This window comes from Adhaeribacter terreus, assembly GCF_042657365.1.
Lineage (GTDB): Bacteria > Bacteroidota > Bacteroidia > Cytophagales > Hymenobacteraceae > Adhaeribacter_A > Adhaeribacter_A terreus.
The window spans coordinates 294,948-312,808 of sequence record NZ_JBHSKT010000001.1 but is presented as its reverse complement, the minus strand read 5'-3'; the positions used below and the strand labels follow the sequence as shown (position 1 = coordinate 312,808).

Sequence of the window (17,861 nt, the reverse complement as noted above, 5' to 3'; positions counted from 1 at the left end):
TTGCCTGCGTTAGCAAAAACGCTGCATCAAAATTTATAAACAGTTAAAAACCAGGCACAAAAAAAACCTCCGCAGCTACTGCGGAGGTTTAAAATGGTAGGGTTTACCTATGAAAAAGTAAAAAACGCTATGCTTTTAGGTTAAAAAACTGATTAAGCTTTGGCTTCAGTTCTTAAACCGATCCGCAGTTCATCCAATTGTTCCTGCGCGATCGGCGATGGCGCATCGATCATCACATCTCTTCCGGCGTTGTTTTTCGGGAAAGCAATGTAATCGCGGATAGATTCTGAACCACCAAACAGCGAGCATAAACGATCGAAACCGAAAGCCAGACCACCGTGCGGCGGCGCACCATATTCAAACGCATTCAGCAGGAAACCAAACTGATTCTGTGCTTCTTCTTCCGTGAAACCAAGCAACTTAAACATGCGGCTTTGCAATTCACGGTCGTGAATCCGGATAGAACCACCGCCAACTTCTACGCCGTTTATCACCATGTCATACGCATTCGCGCGGATCGCACTTGGGTTGCTTTCAATCAGGTGCATATCTTCCGGCTTCGGCGAAGTGAACGGATGGTGCATGGCAAAATAACGTTGCGCCTCGTCGTTCCATTCCAGCAGCGGGAAATCGATTACCCAAAGCGGTTTGAAAACGTTCGGATCGCGCAAGCCAAGTTTCGTTCCCATTTCCAGACGAAGTTCGGACATCGCTTTGCGGGTTTTATCGGCAGCGCCGGCAAGTACTAAGAACAAATCACCCGGTTCGCCCTGCAAAGCAGCTTTCCATTTCATTAAAGCTTCCTGATCGTAGAATTTATCTACCGAAGATTTCACGTTGCCATCGGCTTCTACACGCGCATAAATTAAACCGGTAGCGCCAATTTGCGGACGTTTTACAAAATCGGTCAGTTCGTCGAGTTGCTTGCGGGTGTAGGTTGCTGCGCCTTTCGCATTGATGGCAACCACCAGTTCCGCTTCCTCAAAAACCTTGAAATCTTTGCCTTTTACCACATCGGTCAGTTCTACGAACTTCATTTCGAAACGTGTATCAGGTTTGTCGTTACCGTAGAATTTCATGGCATCGGCGTAAGTCATGCGTGGCAGTTTATCAATTTCCACGCCGCGAACAGTTTTAAACAAATGCTTCGCCAGGCCTTCGAACATATTCAGAATATCCTCCTGGGTTACAAACGAAAGCTCGCAGTCAATTTGCGTAAATTCCGGTTGGCGGTCGGCGCGCAGGTCCTCATCCCGGAAACATTTCACGATCTGGAAATATTTATCGAACCCGGAAACCATTAAAAGCTGCTTGAAGGTTTGCGGGCTTTGCGGCAACGCATAAAATTCTCCCGGGTTCATACGGCTCGGCACCACAAAATCGCGGGCACCTTCTGGCGTAGATTTAATAAGTACCGGCGTTTCTACTTCAATAAATTCACGGGAATCCAGATACGCGCGGGTTTGCTGCATCATTTTATGGCGCAACTCCAGATTTTTCCGAACCGGGTTACGACGCAGATCCAGGTAACGGTATTTCATGCGCAGGTCGTCGCCGCCGTCGGTTTCGTCTTCAATTAAGAACGGCGGTAATTTCGCAGCATTCAGAATTTCCAGCGTAGAAACTTTAATTTCGATGGCGCCGGTTGGCATTTTATCGTTTTTGCTTTCGCGCTCAATTACGGTTCCTTCGGCTTTCAGCACAAACTCCCGACCTAGTTCACGCGCCACTTTCAGCACATCTTCCGGCGTTTTGCCTTCTTCCAGGCTAAGCTGCGTAATACCGTAACGGTCGCGCAGATCGATCCAGAGCATGCCGCCTTTGTCGCGGGAGCGCTGCACCCAACCGGTTAAAACTACCTTTTCGCCAATATTTTCGCTGCGCAATTCGCCGCAGGTATGCGTTCTCAACATATAGGAATAAGCTTTATTTCTTCAGAATTTTCAACCTGTAAAAGTACGCATAGTTTCTGAAGCATGTAAGGTTTTTTAGGCAAGTTCATTTTAAAAACGGTAGGGTTTTGAGCGAAAAAAGTAAAAACGCTATATTTATTTCTCAGACCAACTTACACGAAATGCTTTTATCTATTTTAACACTCTGGCTCTCATTCTTCCCGTTTCTACGCAAGCAAGAGATTGTTCCGCCCGGTACGGTTCGTTTTCAAGAAAATAGGTATATAGACACGGAGGTAATCAGCAACTTTGAATGGATGGTGTATTTATATAAGATAAAAAACGATTCAACGGCGGCTTTTTACAAATCTATGCTTCCTGATACCAGCCAAATAATTAATGGGAAGAACAAATACTCCAATCCTAAATTTGCGGATATCCCTCTAACTGGCATTTCTGAATTTCAGGCTTTAACCTACTGCAAATGGAGAAGCAACTTTGTATCCAATAATATTATCGATTCAAAAAACATCTGCCTATCTGGCCAGCGGGAATATGCAAAATTCGATAAAGTCTATAAAGTTGTTTATAGATTGCCAACTCCGGAAGAATTGAAAACGGTATCCGGAATGCCTAAAAAAGTAAAGCCAGCGCGCAATTTCGAAGAAATGACCTCAGATGGCAACGTAGTAGTTACAGATGCTTTTACCAGGAAAGCTGTGACAAAAAATGTAAGTGAAGCCGCTGCTTTAAATCGTACCTTCCGTTGCGTGGCTTACTTTGAAAAACGATAGCCTTTTTTTCATGAAAACTGCTTTACAAAACCTTTCTGATTATACCGGAACTGTAGGCGAGCTCCAAAACTTTCTGCAGCAAAACCCGGAATCTTTTTCGCTCATGTTCCGGGAAATGCTGCACAACCCAAACGCGCGGGTACGGCTGCGCATGGGAAATGCCGTGGAGAAAGCAGCCCGCCGGAACCCGGAAATGTTGAAGCCTTTCAGAATGGAAATACTGGCCGCACTGGAAAGAAAGGAAACTGAAATAATCTGGCAGGTGGCGCTGTTACTCGGGCATTTAAATCTGGAAGAAGATGATCTGGCCTTAGCCGTAAATACCCTTTTTAACTGGCTCGATACCATTCCGCATAAATTCGTGAAGATAAATTGCCTGCAAACGCTGGCCGTTTTAGCGAAGCAGCACGACTGGTTACAATCTGAAGTGAAAGAAATTTTACAGGCATCGCTGGAACACGAAAGTCCTGCTATACGGGCCCGTGCACGCATTTTGCTGAAAGCATTCAACGCCACTAAAAAACGGTAGCCGTTCAGCCTTAAAAAGTAACCATTCGGCGGTAACCGGGAACTAATTTCCGGAATTTCAGTTTATGTGCCTTTAAGTGTTAGCGCTGCTTCTTGCATCAGAATTATTTTTTTTTATGGCTGCGCAGCACTTTGAAATTTATTTGCGTATTTACTTTAAAAATCGTGCTCCGGCGGCTTACAGCAGTTTTTTTGTAAGTTCAACTTACTATTTTTGCAGACAGAAAACACACAGAACAAACCCATATTTTTCAACTGAAGATTATGTACACCAACACCAGCTTAACGAACCCGTTCGCTCCTAACAATCACATTGTGATGATGAATTACCCGGTACTCAAAGCTATGCCGGGCGGCGACGATGATGATGATATCGACGACGTAGAAGAAGATGATTTTGAAGAAGAATTGCTGGTAGACGATGACTACGAGGGAGATGACTTCAAAGACGCCGACGACCTGGACCTTGATCTGGACGACGATTTCGATGATCTGGATGAAGACGATGAATTCTCAAATGTTGACGACGACGACGAATTCTAAGATCCGGATCGGGAGAAGAACTTTCCTCGAAAACAAAAAAGCATCCTGTAGCAATACGGGATGCTTTTTTTATTATTGATTGGTAATTGTTTTCTTTTTTCTGTCATCCTGAGCGCGAGCGAAGGACCTCGTCGGCTATTTGCAGAAAATTAAAAAACAAAGAAGTAAAAAGGTGTTGTACTTTAGGGTTGAAATAGATTCAGGAAGTAAGTGTTTCAGCTTTCCGACAACGTGGTCCTTCGCTCGCGCTCAGGGTGACAAATTGTTGATGTTTTCCAAACTCAATCAGCAATTCTGTTATTCCACATACAACACCAGACCTTTCAGGTACTCGCCTTCCGGGCAGAAAATGCTGATCGGGTGGTCGGCGGGCTGCGAAAGCTGATGCATGATTTTTATGCTACGACCGGCTTCAATGGCAGCAGCCATCAGTGTGTTTTCGAACAGATATTTATCTACTACCTGTGAGCACGAAAACGTGAACAGAATACTGCCCGATTTCATTTTCTTCAAGGCTTCGGCGTTCAGGCGTTTGTAACCCATTACGGCGTTGTGGCGCGCGCTCAGATGTTTGGCAAAAGCCGGCGGGTCCAGAATTACCACGTCATATTCTTCCAGCGGGCGTTTCAGAAAATCGAAGGTATCTACCGCAAATGCTTCGTGTTTATCGGCGTGGCCGGAAAGTTCGGCATTGCGGTTGGTCAGTTCTATGGCGCGCTTGCTCGAATCTACGGAATGCACCAGCTCGGCGCCGGCGTTCAAAGCATAAACCGAAAAACCACCGGTATAGCAAAACGTGTTCAGCACTTTTTTACCCGCAGAATAACGCGCTACCAGTTCGCGGTTTTCGCGCTGATCTACAAAAAAGCCGGTTTTCTGACCGTTCACCCAATCCACATAAAACTGGTTGCCGTTTTCATCTACGATCGTTTCGGCACCGTTATCGCCCAGCAGGTAACCATTCACGGCATCGGCCGGGGCTTTCTGAGATAGCGATTCGGCACTTTTATCGTAAACGGCTTTTACATTATCGCCCAGCACATTCATAATGGCTTGCGCAATTTCGTGGCGGGCGCGGTACATGCCAATGGTGTGCGCCTGCAAAACCGCCGTTCCATTGTAAACATCAATTACTAAACCCGGCAAACCATCGCCTTCGGCAAAAACCAGGCGGTAAACATTGGTTTTGCTGCTATTCGTTAAACCTAACGTTGTCCGGAATTTATATGCTTGTCCAATTTTATATTCCCAGAAAGCCAGGTTTACTTCTACCGGTTCGAAAGAAAAAACCCGCACCACAATAGAACCACCGTGCTGGTAATGGCCGGTGCCCAGAAATTCATTCTGCGCCGAATAAACTTCTACCACATCGCCATCCTGCAGCCCATCGGCTTTTTTCTTAACGGCGCCCGAAAACACCCAGGGGTGAAACCGCAGTAAAGAATGTTCCTTGCCTTTGGCTAAAATTATGTGCGGAATATTACTCATCAGTTAAATACTATTAAAAAAAATGAAAGTGCAAAGTTACTGATTTATAACCGAATTAAGATGTGGTTTTTTTAGCAAAACTGCTTACAACTGTAAAAGAGCGGCTTACTAAAAATAACAGTTTTTAAATTTTGCATTTGAAGGAGTTACAGTTTGTTGCAATAAAAATCAGCCGGAATAATCTTAAAATTCAGGCTCGACCCGGAATTACGGAAGCCTCACTTTTTACTGCCATTATCCTACCGTTTTAACTTTTAAAACAAGTCATTAACAAAAAACCACTTCCCGCTTAGCGCACATCCCAAAAAATCTGTTTATATTTCTAAGCCTCAAAACTTTCCGGTTATTAAATTTTCCTGAAAGGCAAGGCAACTGTTTATGCTTTTTGAGCATCATCTCAGAAACGCTATCGTTTTTCAACCTAAAACCCTACCCTTTCAACAATGGAATTAGTTATACGCAACCTTTCTAAGACCTACGCCAACGGCACGCAGGCGCTCAAAAATGTAAACCTCACCATCCCAACGGGCATGTTTGGCTTGCTCGGCCCGAACGGTGCCGGAAAATCTTCGCTCATGCGCACCATTGCTACCTTGCAGGAAGCCGACAGCGGCAGCATTGCATTAGGCGATCTAGACGTGCTGAACCAGAAAGAAGAAGTGCGGAAGGTTTTGGGTTATCTGCCGCAGGAATTTGGTGTTTATCCGAAAGTTACGGCCGAAGATCTGCTGGACCACATGGCCGTGTTGAAAGGGTTACACAATAAAAAAGAACGCCAGGCGGTGGTGGCCGCTTTGCTCCAGCAAACCAATTTATACGAGGTTCGGAAGAAAAACTTAGGCGGCTATTCCGGCGGTATGAAACAGCGTTTTGGTATTGCGCAGGCGCTTTTAGGTAACCCGAAAATTATTATTGTAGATGAACCGACCGCCGGCCTCGACCCTGCCGAACGCAACCGTTTCCATAATTTACTTTGCGAGATCGGCGAAGACCGCGTGGTAATTCTTTCCACCCACATTGTGTCGGATGTAAGCGATCTATGCCGCCAGATGGCTATTATTAATAAAGGCGAAGTTTTATTGACCGGCGATCCGCTGCGCGTAATAGATGATCTGAACAACAAGATCTGGAAAAAAATGATCGGCAAGGAAGAACTGATGGAATACCAGTTGCAATACAACGTAATTTCTTCGCGCCTTTTTGCCGGCAAAACCCTCATTCACATTTATTCCGAAACCCGGCCCGATTATACTTTCGAAGCCGTGCGCCCGGATCTGGAAGATGTATATTTTACGCAGATTACCAAAGCGCAGGCCGCCCCGGCCGTAAGCGAAGTTCTGAAAGCGATGAGTTAATTTATTTGCTGTCCCCCTTTGGAGGGGTTAGGGGATGACCACATTATTGAAAAATCCTCCCCCTTGAGGGAGTAAGAGCAGTGTAAATCACAAACGGAAAAACACCCCACCAACTCCCCTCAAGGGGGAGAGTCATAACGTAAAAATCCTCCCCCTACCCCCTCCAAAGGGGGACCTGATCACAAAACGGTATCAAAACCGACCCAAAAACTCATAACTTTTAACTCATAACTCTTAACTATAAATAAGATGTTTTCAGAAATATTCCTTTTCGAGCTGAAGTACCGCCTGCGGCGGCCGGCTACTTATATTTATTTTGCGCTGCTTTTTGCCATCGGTTTTCTGTTCATGAATATCATGGGCGGCGCTTTTCAAAACGTTACGGCTTCGGCGGGTGGCAAAGTGTTTGTAAATTCTCCGGCAGCTTTGGCAGGCGTAATCAGTGGCATCAGTTATTTTGGGGTGCTCATTATTTCCGCCATTATGGGCAACGCCATTTACCGCGATTTCGAGCACCGCACCCACGCGTTATTTTACACCACGCCCATTAATAAATGGGAATATTTAGGCGCCCGTTTCCTGGGTTCTTTTTTAATTACCATGCTGGTTTTTTCGGGCATTGCGCTGGGTTTAATGTTCGGCGAACTGCCTTGGCCTTGGCTGCAGGCTGAAAAATTCGGACCGTTTAATATTATGGCATACGTGCAGCCTTACCTGCTTATAATCTGGCCGAACATGCTCTTTATTGGAGCGATCTTTTTCACTTTGGCCACCCTTACGCGCAACGTACTTTCTACCTATATCGGCAGCATTTTATTCCTGGTTTTGTACGGCGTTTCAAAGTCTTTAACCAGCGATCTGGACAATGAATTTCTGGTAACCTTGCTCGACCCAATGGGCAATGCCGCCATGGAATTTACTACCAAATACTGGACCGTAGCCGACCAAAATAACCGCCTTTTACCGCTGAACACTGAAATTCTTCTAAATCGTTTGATCTGGCTGGGCGTTGGTTTGGCAATTCTGGCGGGCTGCTATTTCCGTTTCAGTTTCTCATTCTTTGCTTCCGAAGGTAAAGCTAACAGCAAACCAACCGGCGAAAAAAGCAACGTTTCCGCTTCTACCCGTTTTTTACTGCCGGAAGTGAATCCTACTTACACCAAAAGCCAAAGCTTAAACCAATACTGGCGTCTGCTGAAACTGGAATTCCTGGGTATTGTGAAGAACGTCTATTTCATTGCTATTGCTTTTGCGGGCATGGTTTTTCTGTTCGTTTCGGGCACGCAGATCGGTAAAATGTACGATACCACTACTTTCCCGGTAACGTCGCAGGTTATTATGGTGCTAACAAGTTCCTTTTATTTGTTCCTGCTCATCATTATCATTTACTATTCCGGCGAACTGGTTTGGCGCGAACGCGATACCCGCATGAACCAGATCTACGATGCTTTGCCGATTCCAAACTGGGTACCTTTTGCTTCCAAACTTTCGGCTTTAATGCTTATTCAGGTGGTTTTGCTGGCATTGGTTATGGTTTGCGGCATGATCATTCAGCTGGCTAAAGGCTATTTCGAACTCGATCCGATGCTTTACCTGAAAGGCCTTTTCGGTTTACAACTCATCGATCTGTTTATGCTTTGCGTGCTGGCCATGCTGGTGCAGGTGGTGGTGAATAATAAATACCTGGGCCATTTTGTGGTGGTAGCGTATTATATGTTCACCTTGTTTCAGGGGCAAATGGGCTTGGAGCATAATCTGCTTTCTTTCAGTTCCGATCCGGGCGTGCGTTATTCAGCCATGAACAGTTACGGACATTTCATTGGCCCTTTCATTTTATTTAAGATCTACTGGGGCGCTTTTGCGGTGCTGCTCGCTTTAATTGCCAATTTGTTGTGGGTGCGTGGCACCGAAACGCTATTGAAATGGCGCTTAAAAGTCGCTCGCCTGAACCTGACCCGTTCTACTGGTTTTGTAGCCGCAGTTGCTTTGCTGGTTTTCCTTACTTCCGGCGGTTTTATTTTTTATAACACTAACGTATTAAACGAATACACCACAAGCAAGGAATCTGAACAGGAACAAGCTACTTACGAACAGACTTACAAGAAATACGACGGCATTCCGCAACCGCGCATCGTTGCTTCCAAACTGAACGTGGATATTTTCCCGAACGAACGCGCTTTCCTGGTAAAAGGTCATTTCTGGCTGAAAAACAAAACGAACGTTGCCATAGATTCTATTCATGTGAACACCTCCGACGATCTGGATATCCGGCAGCTGGGCTTAAGCCGTTCGTATAAAAATGTGCTCCGCGATAAAAATGCCGGTTATTACATTTACCGCCTGAGCCATGCGCTGCAACCCGGCGATTCGGTTCAGCTTTTAATGGATCTGAAATACGATACCAAAGGCTTTAAAAACAGCGGCTCCAACACCAATATTGTTTACAACGGCACTTTCTTCAACAGCGAGTATCTGCCAAGCATTGGTTACAACCGTAGCGCCGAAATATATGACGAAAGCACCCGTAAGAAGTACGGGCTGCCGGCCAAAGAACGCATGGCTTCGGTTTACGACACCACTGCTTATGGCAACACCTACATTTCTTCCGATGCCGACTGGATCGCTTTTGAAGCCACGGTAAGTACCGTTCCGAACCAGATCGCCATTGCGCCGGGTTATCTGCAGAAAGAATGGCAGCAAAACGGCCGCCGTTATTTCCATTACAAAATGGATTCGAAGATCCTGAATTTCTATTCTTTCCTGAGCGCCGATTACCAGGTGAAGAAAGACAAATGGAACGATGTAGCACTGGAAATTTACTACCACAAAGGCCACGAATACAACCTGGATAGAATGATGAAAGGCGTGAAAGCTTCGCTGGATTATTATACCAAAAACTTCGGCCCGTATCAGCACCGCCAGGTTCGTATTCTGGAGTTTCCGGGTTATGCCAGCTTTGCGCAATCTTTCCCGAACACCATTCCGTTTTCCGAAAGCATTGGTTTTATTGCCGATGTGGATGATGAAGACGAAGAAGACGTAGATTATCCGTTTTATGTAACAGCGCACGAAGTTGCGCACCAGTGGTGGGCGCACCAGGTTATTGGCGCCGATGTGCAGGGCGGAACGTTGCTTTCGGAAACCATGAGCCAGTATTCGGCTTTAATGGTTATGAAAAAAAACTACGGCGCCGACCGCATGAAAAAATTCCTGAAGTACGAAATGGACGATTATTTAGGCGGCCGCTCCATGGAAGACAAAAAGGAATTGCCGCTTTATAAAGTAGAGAACCAGCAATACATTCACTACAACAAAGGCAGCGTGGTGATGTATGCCCTGGCCGATTATTTAGGCGAAGACAAACTGAACGGCGCGATAAAAGAATACCTGAACAAAGTAAAATTCCAGGAAGCGCCTTATACAACTTCGCTTGAGTTTGTAAGCTATATTAAAAAAGCCACGCCAGATTCGCTGCAATACCTGGTAAAAGATATGTTCGAGAACATTACGCTTTACGAAAACAAAGCCAAAGAGCTGACTTACACGCAACTGAAAGACGGCCGCTACAAAGTAACCCTGAACCTGGAAGCCAAAAAATTCTACGCCGACAGCCTGGGTAACGAAAAAGAAGCCAAAATGAATGATTACATAGATGTGGCGGTCTTCACCTACAAAAAGGAAAAAGGCGCTACGAAAGGCAAAGATGTTCCGGTTTATTTTGAGAAAAAACGCATGAAAACCGGCCAGAATAAGCTCGAGATATTCGTAAAAGAAAAACCAAGCAAAGCCGGCATCGACCCATACAACAAACTCATAGACCGCACCCCAGACGACAACCTGAAATCGGTTACCAAAGTTTGACCCCACCCAACCCTCCCCTGAATCAGGGGAGGTTTTTTTTTGATTTGCGGTTTCAGAATTCCAGAAAAATTGCACTTAGATCTAATAAAGTAGACAACCAACCGCAACCCCTCCTTTGTAAGGCGGCGAGCTTGAAGACCGTCTGCTAAAGCAGACGGCAATGAATATTGTCTGAATTGGGATTTGTCAGATTAATGAATTTAACTGCCCCTCCTTGAAAAGGAGGGGAGCTTTTCTTTACTATAATTTAACGCTATCGCCAGCGCAGCGTCTGTTGAAAATCACGTTACCCGAGAAAGCTAAACTAAAAAGAAGCTGACGACGAAGGCGAATGACACCAGTTTCTGTGAGAGCGGCCTCCAAGCTTACCGGTTCCGCCAGGAAAGCCGCAATGCGGCTAGGTAAGGTTGCAGCCGCGAACGCAGAAACGCTGCCCGCCCGGCAGAAGAGGGCGAAAATTGCCGATGAAAGTTAAAAGTTAAAATCAGTAAAGAAGTTGGCTATGAAAACGGTATCATTTTCAAGTGAAAAACTCAATAACAAACAAATCTACCAGCTTGATGAGATCTCTCCTATCGTCGGGATGACGATAGAAAAACGCTATGCTTTTCACCCTAAAAACCCACAAATCTCAATTAAACTGAACTACAATTGGCAGCAAATTTGTCATGAATGAAACGCTAAAATTTAAAAACCCACGTTTCTTGGCTAACTTGCCGCTTCAATTATCGATCAGAAATGAAAAACGCTTTTTTTGTTCTATTATCTTTTTGCCTGTTTACCAGTACCAGTTTTGCGCAAAGCAGCAGCTATGGCAGTAAAAACAAAGTAACTGCGCCAGCTAACCGCAATTACAATTCCGACGCACCGATCAAACTTAAAAAAGTAACCATTGCCAAACGCGTTACCGTAGCCCTGCCCGAAGATTTCACGGCGATGCCCGACGAAGGAATTGCGGTAAAATATCCGGCGGCGCGCAAACCGCTTGGCGTTTACAGCAGCCCGAACGGACAGGTAGATTTCAGCGTTTCGGAGAAACCAACCACGTTTATTGCCAGAGATCTGCCGTTGGTGAAAGACATTTACAAAGCCTCGATCATGCGTACTTTTTCCGAAGTACAGTTCATCCGTGACGAAGTTAAAACCATCGACAAAAAGCAGATGATCGTATTTGAGTTCGTTTCTACACTGAAAGACGAAAACCCGAACAGCAACAAAGCGCCGGTAAAAAAATACACCATTATTCAGTATTACATAAAAGCCGGCAAAGTGATGGTATTCTCGTTTAACGCGCCAGCTATCTGGAAAGACAAATGGCAAAAAGCTGCGAACGAGGTAATGAACTCGATTAAAGTGAGCTAACATTTTTTTAACCTGGGCAGGCCGTATTCGTTTAGTACAGTTTGCCTGATCTAACTACTTTTTAAGTGAAAAAACATACCGTTTTAAACCGCATTCCCGTTGCTATTTCCCTCGATTCAGCAATTGCTTCTGCGAACATCAAACCCAAAAAACTTACCCGCGATAAAAAACGCCTTTTCCAGATTGCCGTTTTTTCTGTGATCATTGCTGTGGCAATCAGTTTCATTGCCAAGATCCTGGTTTACCTGATCAATCTCTTTTCCAACATCGCATTTCACGGTACTTTTTCTGTAGAATACATAAGCCCGGCCAACAATGAGCTGGGCCTTTTTGTGATTGCTATACCCGTAATTGGTGGAATAATTGTAGGTTTAATGGCACTTTATGGCTCCAAAGCTATTCGTGGCCACGGCATTCCGGAAGCGATGGAACAGATCTTAACCAACGAAAGCCGCATAAAACCAGCCATTACGTTCTTAAAACCGCTTTCGGCAGCCGTTTCTATTGGTACTGGGGGTCCGTTTGGTGCTGAAGGCCCGATCATTGCAACCGGCGGCGCTTTTGGTTCTACCATCGGCCAGATCTTTAAAACTACGCCCAACGAACGCAAAATCTTGCTTGCAGCAGGCGCAACGGCTGGTATGTCGGCTATTTTCGGCAGCCCTATTGCGGCAATTTTCCTGGCCATCGAGTTGCTGTTATTCGAATTTTCGCCGCGTTCTATAATTCCGGTTGCCCTGGCTTGTATTACCGGCGCCGCTGGTCACCATTTATTATTCGAAGAAACTGCCGTTTTCCCCATGCTGCCGCTGGAAACTGCCAGTAATTATGCCCTGGCTGGTTACAGCGTGATCGGCATTGTTATTGGTTTGATTGCGGCCGCTATTACGAAGCTCCTTTATTTCATTGAAGATTCTTTCGAAAAACTACCCATCCATTGGGTTTGGTGGCCGGCAATAGGCGGCGTGGCAGTTGGTGTGATCGGTTATTTTTATCCGCGTACGTTAGGCGTTGGCTACGAAAACATTACCGATATTCTTTCGGGTACCATGCCGCTGAAAATTGTTGCGGCGCTGTGCTTTTTCAAGTTTTTATCGTGGGCAATTGCACTGGGTAGCGGAACTTCCGGCGGAACGCTGGCGCCTTTATTAACCATTGGCGGCGCAACCGGTGCATTACTGGGCAGCGTAATTCTAATGTTCTTACCGGAATCTGGGGTAGTGTTGCCGCTGGCCGCTTTGGTTGGTATGTCAGCCATGTTTGCGGGTTCTTCGCGGGCTTTATTAACGTCCATAATTTTTGCCGTAGAAACTACGGGGCAATCAAACGCATTGGTGCCGCTGCTGGCAGCTTGCACGGCTTCGTATTTCATTTCTTTTTTCCTGATGGAAAATACCATTATGACCGAGAAAATTGCCCGCCGCGGGGTAAAAACGCCAGATTCTTACGAACCTGATCCGCTGGAAAAAATAAAGGCTGAAGATGTGATGGAAGAAGAAGGCATGGTTTTAAGCGCCGAAAATACCGTTTCCGAAATTCGTGACTGGCTGAAAGCTGAAAACAATTACAGCACCAATTTCTTCATTATTGCCGACAACTCCGGCGCTTTTAAAGGCATTCTTAGCGCTTCCGATATTCACAGTAAAACGCACGAAGGAGATGAATTCCTGATCTCTATTCTGAAACAGAATCCGGTTTCTATTTTAAAAACCAGCACCCTGCGCAACGCCGTAGAACTGATGGCCAAAAAGAACCTCGATGTGCTGCCCGTTATTTCCAACGATAATACCGGCACGGTGATCGGCATTCTTTCTTACAAAGATATTATGAAGGCTTACAAAATGCGTTTACACGAAACCGAAAACCGGATCGCCAATATTTCAGTAAAACGTCGCGGCATTAAAGTGCTGCTGCGCGGCCAGAAATTCCTGCCCATCCGGAAGTAGTTTTCCGGGCAGTTTTGGTAGCGTTTTGCCTAGCGTTTTTTAATTAAATAAACTTCACAGGTTTTTAAAACCTGTGAGGTTTGCGGTACAACTAAAAAAAACGCTATGCTTTTAGGCCTGAAAACTGAAGCACAAGATCCGTAACGAATGCTTCTACTAATCACTATTCACTAATCATTAATCACTAAAAAAAGTGCTCTGCCTTTATACCGACGAAACCTTTATGAAAGAAGCCTTTAAACAGGCGCAATATGCTTTAGAAGAAGGCGAAATTCCGATTGGCGCGGTGGTGGTTTGCAACAATAAAATTCTGGCCCGCGCCTACAACCAGACCGAAAAACTGAACGACGTAACGGCCCACGCCGAAATGCTGGCCATAACGGCTGCTGCGAATAATCTGGGCAATAAATACCTGCATGATTGCACGCTTTACGTAACGGTAGAGCCTTGCCCCATGTGCGCCGGCGCGCTGCACTGGACCCAGGTAAAACGGGTGGTATATGCTACTGCAGATGAAAAACGCGGCTACCGGAAATTCGGCAATTTGCTGCACCCCAAAACCCAACTTGAGACCGGTATTCTGCAACACGAGTGTGCAGATTTAATGAGCAGTTTCTTTCAGAATAAGCGAAAATAATATACCTTTGAAATAAGCCCTCGCGGCAACTTTTAACCTTTAAACCTTAAAACTATGAGCGTAACGCAATACGAATTTCAATTACCAGAACTAGGCTATAGCTACGATGCCCTGGAACCGCATATCGATGCGCGCACCATGGAAATTCACTATACCAAGCACCACCAGGCGTATGTAAACAACCTGAACGCTGCCGTTAAAGGCACTCCGCTGGAAGGAAAAACGCTGGATGAGATCATGGGAACCCCTGGTTTATCTATGGCAGTACGCAACAACGGCGGCGGCCACTGGAACCACACTTTCTTCTGGAAATTACTTAAAAAAGACGGCGGCCAGCCAACCGGCAATGTACTGCAGGCTATTAACAGCAAATTCGGTTCCTTCGACGAATTTAAAACCCAGTTCAGCCAGGCGGCTGCTACGCGTTTTGGTTCGGGCTGGGCATGGTTGTGCAAACAGGCAGACGGCTCCGTAGAAATTTGCTCTACCCCAAACCAGGACAACCCGCTTATGCCAGATGCGCAAAGCTGCGGCGGTACTCCAATTCTGGGTCTGGATGTTTGGGAACACGCTTATTACCTGAACTATCAGAACCGTCGTCCGGATTATATCACTGCATTTTTTAACATCATTAACTGGCAGGAAGTAGAGCGCCTCTACAACGCCAACTAACAAAAACGGTATCGTTTTAAGCTCAAAAAGTCTTCCGGCTCCGGCCCGAAGACTTTTTTTATGCACATGCTGCTTGCCGAACAAATAAATAATTATTGTTATCTTTGGCGGCTAAAAAACTTAAATTCCGGCAAAAACACGCAATATTTCGGCGCTCCGGCATTGGTTTGGCAATTTTACCTTTTCATTTAACCAAACTTTATGGACCGTTTTACCGGCCTCATTGGCGTAGCTCTTATTTTAGGCATCGCTTTTTTAATGTCGAATAACCGCAAAGCCATTAACTACCGGCTGGTTGTAGTAGGTTTACTGGTGCAGCTAGGCTTAGCTATTTTCATTCTGAAAGTACCCATCGGGAAAGTGATCTTCGGAAAACTGGGTGCCGGCGTTACCAAACTTTTAGATTTTTCGAGCAAAGGCGCTGAATTTGTTTTCGGCCCCTTGGTAAACCGCGAACTGATGGCTGAGGTTTTTGGTCCGGCTAACAGCTTCGTTTTCTTTTTCAACATTATTCCTACCATTATTTTTGTGGCGGTTTTGGTAAACATTCTTTACCACATTGGCCTCATGCAGCGTATTGTAGCCGTAATTGCCAAAGCTGTGCACTGGCTCATGGGCGTTTCCGGTTCCGAAGCCTTGAGTAACGTGGCCAGTGCTTTTGTGGGGCAGGTAGAAGCGCAGATCATGATCAAACCTTACCTGGCCGGCATGACGCGTTCTGAACTCCTGGCTTCTATGGCGGGCAGTATGGCGTGTATTGCAGGTGGTGTAATGGCCGTTTACATTGCGTTGGGCGTACCAGCTGAATATCTGATCGCAGCCAGCTTAATGGCCGCACCGGCAGCCCTCGTAATTTCCAAAATTGTTTACCCAGAAACCGAACCTTCCGAAACCAAAGGCACTGTAAAACTGGAAGTTACCAAACAACATTCTAACCTGATCGATGCCATTTCACACGGCGCTTCCGATGGTTTACGCGTAGGTCTGAACGTAATTGCGATGTTGCTCGGTTTTATCGCTTTAATTGCGCTGGTAGATTATTTACTTGGTTCCATCGGCGGTTTGCTGGTTAGTGCTGGCTTAGATCTTACCGGCATGGGCGTTGACCTGAGCAAATTAAGCCTGAAAACGATTCTGGGAGCCATTTTTGCCGGCTTTGCCTGGGCCATGGGTGTTCCGACCAAAGATATTTTCGATGCCGGTTCTTTAATGGGTACCAAAATGGTGCTGAACGAATTCGTAGCTTACCTCGACCTGACCGCTTTAAAAGAAAAACTCGAACCGAAATCCTTCCTGATCGCCAGTTTTGCGCTTTGCGGTTTTGCAAATTTTAGCTCTATTGCTATTCAGGTGGGTGGTATTGGCGAGCTCGCACCTTCGCGCCGGAAAGATCTGGCGAACCTGGGCGTACGCGCGTTAATTTGCGGTACACTAGCATCTTACCTTTCAGCTACGCTGGCTGGTTTATTAATGTAATTCCAGTTCATAAACTGCTACCAGAAAGCTTCTCTTTTTGCATAAAGGAGGAGCTTTTAGTTTTTCAGCCCGAAACCATACCGTTTTCCATTAAATTCCAGACTTAACATGCGTTATAAAATTACTGGTGTTTTCCTGCTCCTGATCGTTGGCCTGAATGTTTATGCGATCGTTTCAGACTTCGTACAAGACAAAACCCGCGAGCCGCTTTATTATTACGCCATTATCCTGGCAGCTTTCGCGCTCGGCATCTATTTCCTCTTCTTCAAAAAGAAACGTTCCCGAAGCTAAATTCCCCGCCCGAAAACGCTATGCTTTCCCGCTAAAAAACTGCTTACTTTAATCCTGAAATTACCAATTCAAGCATTCATAAATTCTTACATTTAGTCATTCTCTCATTCAATCATTAAACAATGAACCTGCAAGCCGGCGATAAAATTGCGATCGTTTCCACCGCCCGAAAAGTAAGTTTGGAAGAAATGCAGCCTGCCATAAATGTGTTGCAGAGCTGGGGCCTGGAAGTAATTTTAGGCGAAACCATTGGCGCGGAGTTCCACCAGTTTGCCGGCCCCGATGAACTCCGTAGAAATGACTTGCAACGTTTCCTCAACGATGCCAGCGTAAAAGCGATTTTATGCGCACGCGGCGGCTACGGCACGGCCCGTATTCTCGACGAACTGGATTTTACCAAATTCGCGCAAAACCCGAAATGGGTAATTGGTTTCAGCGACGTAACGGCTCTACATGCGCATTTATACCAGCTCGGTTTCGAAAGTCTGCACGCCATTATGCCCATTCTTTTTCCGCGTGAAGGCAGCGAAGCCGCTCTTGAAAGTCTGCGTAAAATTCTGTTCGGGGAAGCAATTTTTTACGAAGTTCCCGCGCATACTTTTAACCGCCTGGGCACTGCTGAAGGCAAATTGGTAGGTGGCAACTTATCGATCCTGCACACCATAATCGGCACAAGATCAGATTTCGATTACAGCGGTAAAATTCTTTTCCTGGAAGATCTCGACGAATATTTGTATCACCTCGACCGGATGCTGGTGCATTTAGACCGTTGCGGCAAATTACAAAACCTCGCCGGCCTCATCATCGGTCACATGAGCGACATGAAAGACAACCTGATCCCCTTCGGGCAGAACGCTTACGAAATTATCCGCGAACACACAGCCAAATACAATTTCCCGGTTTGCTTCGATTTTCCGGTAGGCCACGAAGCGCATAATTTAGCCTTGGTTTGCGGCCGGAAAGTGAAGCTGGAAGTTGGGGAAAATGGAAGTTGGTTGAAGTATGTTTAGAGAAGT

General features: G+C 45.8%; 15 protein-coding genes. 13 read left to right on the top strand and 2 right to left on the bottom strand.

Going from position 1 to position 17,861, the window contains the following annotated elements; all coding sequences use genetic code 11:
* Window positions 1–152: 152 nt before the first annotated feature.
* On the bottom strand, window positions 153–1,913 hold the full coding sequence (gene aspS, locus ACFPIB_RS01380) for an aspartate--tRNA ligase (protein WP_378015622.1): 1,761 nt from the start codon (window positions 1,911–1,913) through the stop codon (window positions 153–155).
* 107 nt (window positions 1,914–2,020) lie between these two features.
* Between aspS and ACFPIB_RS01375 the strand changes: the two genes are divergently transcribed.
* The 3 genes from ACFPIB_RS01375 to ACFPIB_RS01365 all read left to right on the top strand — a co-directional run bounded on the left by ACFPIB_RS01375 (window position 2,021) and on the right by ACFPIB_RS01365 (window position 3,757).
* Entirely contained in the window at window positions 2,021–2,686 is a 666-nt protein-coding gene (locus ACFPIB_RS01375; RefSeq protein WP_378015621.1) for an SUMF1/EgtB/PvdO family nonheme iron enzyme, read from the top strand.
* A gap of 10 nt (window positions 2,687–2,696) precedes the next feature.
* Entirely contained in the window at window positions 2,697–3,215 is a 519-nt protein-coding gene (locus ACFPIB_RS01370; protein WP_378015620.1) for a hypothetical protein, read from the top strand.
* Between the two features lie 263 nt (window positions 3,216–3,478).
* Entirely contained in the window at window positions 3,479–3,757 is a 279-nt protein-coding gene (locus ACFPIB_RS01365; RefSeq protein ID WP_378015619.1) for a hypothetical protein, read from the top strand.
* A gap of 297 nt (window positions 3,758–4,054) precedes the next feature.
* On the opposite strand, the gene ACFPIB_RS01360 is transcribed toward ACFPIB_RS01365, so the two are convergent.
* Window positions 4,055–5,245: a class I SAM-dependent rRNA methyltransferase gene (locus tag ACFPIB_RS01360; protein ID WP_378015618.1), complete on the bottom strand. Its 1,191-nt coding sequence runs from the start codon at window positions 5,243–5,245 to the stop codon at window positions 4,055–4,057.
* A 443-nt stretch (window positions 5,246–5,688) separates the two neighbouring features.
* On the opposite strand from ACFPIB_RS01360, the gene ACFPIB_RS01355 reads away from it, so the two are divergent.
* From ACFPIB_RS01355 to ACFPIB_RS01310, 10 genes are all read left to right on the top strand, one after another.
* Window positions 5,689–6,600 carry an ABC transporter ATP-binding protein gene (locus ACFPIB_RS01355; protein ID WP_378015617.1) on the top strand — a complete coding sequence of 304 codons (912 nt, stop codon included), beginning with the start codon at window positions 5,689–5,691 and terminating at the stop codon, window positions 6,598–6,600.
* A gap of 249 nt (window positions 6,601–6,849) precedes the next feature.
* Window positions 6,850–10,461: an ABC transporter permease/M1 family aminopeptidase gene (locus ACFPIB_RS01350; protein ID WP_378015616.1), complete on the top strand. Its 3,612-nt coding sequence runs from the start codon at window positions 6,850–6,852 to the stop codon at window positions 10,459–10,461.
* Window positions 10,462–10,963: 502 nt separating this feature from the next.
* Window positions 10,964–11,137, top strand: a complete 174-nt coding sequence (locus tag ACFPIB_RS01345) for a hypothetical protein (RefSeq protein ID WP_378015615.1) — start codon at window positions 10,964–10,966, stop codon at window positions 11,135–11,137.
* A 62-nt stretch (window positions 11,138–11,199) separates the two neighbouring features.
* Entirely contained in the window at window positions 11,200–11,823 is a 624-nt protein-coding gene (locus ACFPIB_RS01340; protein ID WP_378015614.1) for a hypothetical protein, read from the top strand.
* 65 nt (window positions 11,824–11,888) lie between these two features.
* Complete coding sequence (locus tag ACFPIB_RS01335; RefSeq protein ID WP_378015613.1) at window positions 11,889–13,769, top strand: chloride channel protein; 1,881 nt, start codon at window positions 11,889–11,891, stop codon at window positions 13,767–13,769.
* Between the two features lie 193 nt (window positions 13,770–13,962).
* Entirely contained in the window at window positions 13,963–14,406 is a 444-nt protein-coding gene (locus ACFPIB_RS01330; RefSeq protein WP_378015612.1) for a nucleoside deaminase, read from the top strand.
* Between the two features lie 54 nt (window positions 14,407–14,460).
* On the top strand, window positions 14,461–15,078 hold the full coding sequence (locus ACFPIB_RS01325) for a superoxide dismutase (protein WP_378015611.1): 618 nt from the start codon (window positions 14,461–14,463) through the stop codon (window positions 15,076–15,078).
* Window positions 15,079–15,279: 201 nt separating this feature from the next.
* Window positions 15,280–16,554, top strand: a complete 1,275-nt coding sequence (locus ACFPIB_RS01320; protein WP_378015610.1) for a NupC/NupG family nucleoside CNT transporter — start codon at window positions 15,280–15,282, stop codon at window positions 16,552–16,554.
* Window positions 16,555–16,662: 108 nt separating this feature from the next.
* A complete protein-coding gene (locus ACFPIB_RS01315) occupies window positions 16,663–16,845 on the top strand; it encodes a hypothetical protein (protein ID WP_378015609.1) in 183 nt (60 codons plus the stop codon).
* Window positions 16,846–16,967: 122 nt separating this feature from the next.
* Window positions 16,968–17,855: a S66 peptidase family protein gene (locus ACFPIB_RS01310; protein ID WP_378015608.1), complete on the top strand. Its 888-nt coding sequence runs from the start codon at window positions 16,968–16,970 to the stop codon at window positions 17,853–17,855.
* Window positions 17,856–17,861: the final 6 nt, after the last annotated feature.

Bases quoted from the DNA above. Each gene is read 5' to 3' on its own strand.
- ACFPIB_RS01340 (WP_378015614.1), top strand. From the start codon at position 11,200: ATGAAAAACGCTTTTTTTGTTCTATTATCTTTTTGCCTGTTTACCAGT.
- ACFPIB_RS01345 (WP_378015615.1), top strand. From the start codon at position 10,964: ATGAAAACGGTATCATTTTCAAGTGAAAAACTCAATAACAAACAAATC.
- ACFPIB_RS01350 (WP_378015616.1), top strand. From the start codon at position 6,850: ATGTTTTCAGAAATATTCCTTTTCGAGCTGAAGTACCGCCTGCGGCGG.
- ACFPIB_RS01360 (WP_378015618.1), bottom strand. From the start codon at position 5,245: ATGAGTAATATTCCGCACATAATTTTAGCCAAAGGCAAGGAACATTCT.
- ACFPIB_RS01355 (WP_378015617.1), top strand. From the start codon at position 5,689: ATGGAATTAGTTATACGCAACCTTTCTAAGACCTACGCCAACGGCACG.
- ACFPIB_RS01325 (WP_378015611.1), top strand. From the start codon at position 14,461: ATGAGCGTAACGCAATACGAATTTCAATTACCAGAACTAGGCTATAGC.
- aspS (WP_378015622.1), bottom strand. From the start codon at position 1,913: ATGTTGAGAACGCATACCTGCGGCGAATTGCGCAGCGAAAATATTGGC.
- ACFPIB_RS01315 (WP_378015609.1), top strand. From the start codon at position 16,663: ATGCGTTATAAAATTACTGGTGTTTTCCTGCTCCTGATCGTTGGCCTG.
- ACFPIB_RS01320 (WP_378015610.1), top strand. From the start codon at position 15,280: ATGGACCGTTTTACCGGCCTCATTGGCGTAGCTCTTATTTTAGGCATC.
- ACFPIB_RS01310 (WP_378015608.1), top strand. From the start codon at position 16,968: ATGAACCTGCAAGCCGGCGATAAAATTGCGATCGTTTCCACCGCCCGA.
- ACFPIB_RS01365 (WP_378015619.1), top strand. From the start codon at position 3,479: ATGTACACCAACACCAGCTTAACGAACCCGTTCGCTCCTAACAATCAC.
- ACFPIB_RS01370 (WP_378015620.1), top strand. From the start codon at position 2,697: ATGAAAACTGCTTTACAAAACCTTTCTGATTATACCGGAACTGTAGGC.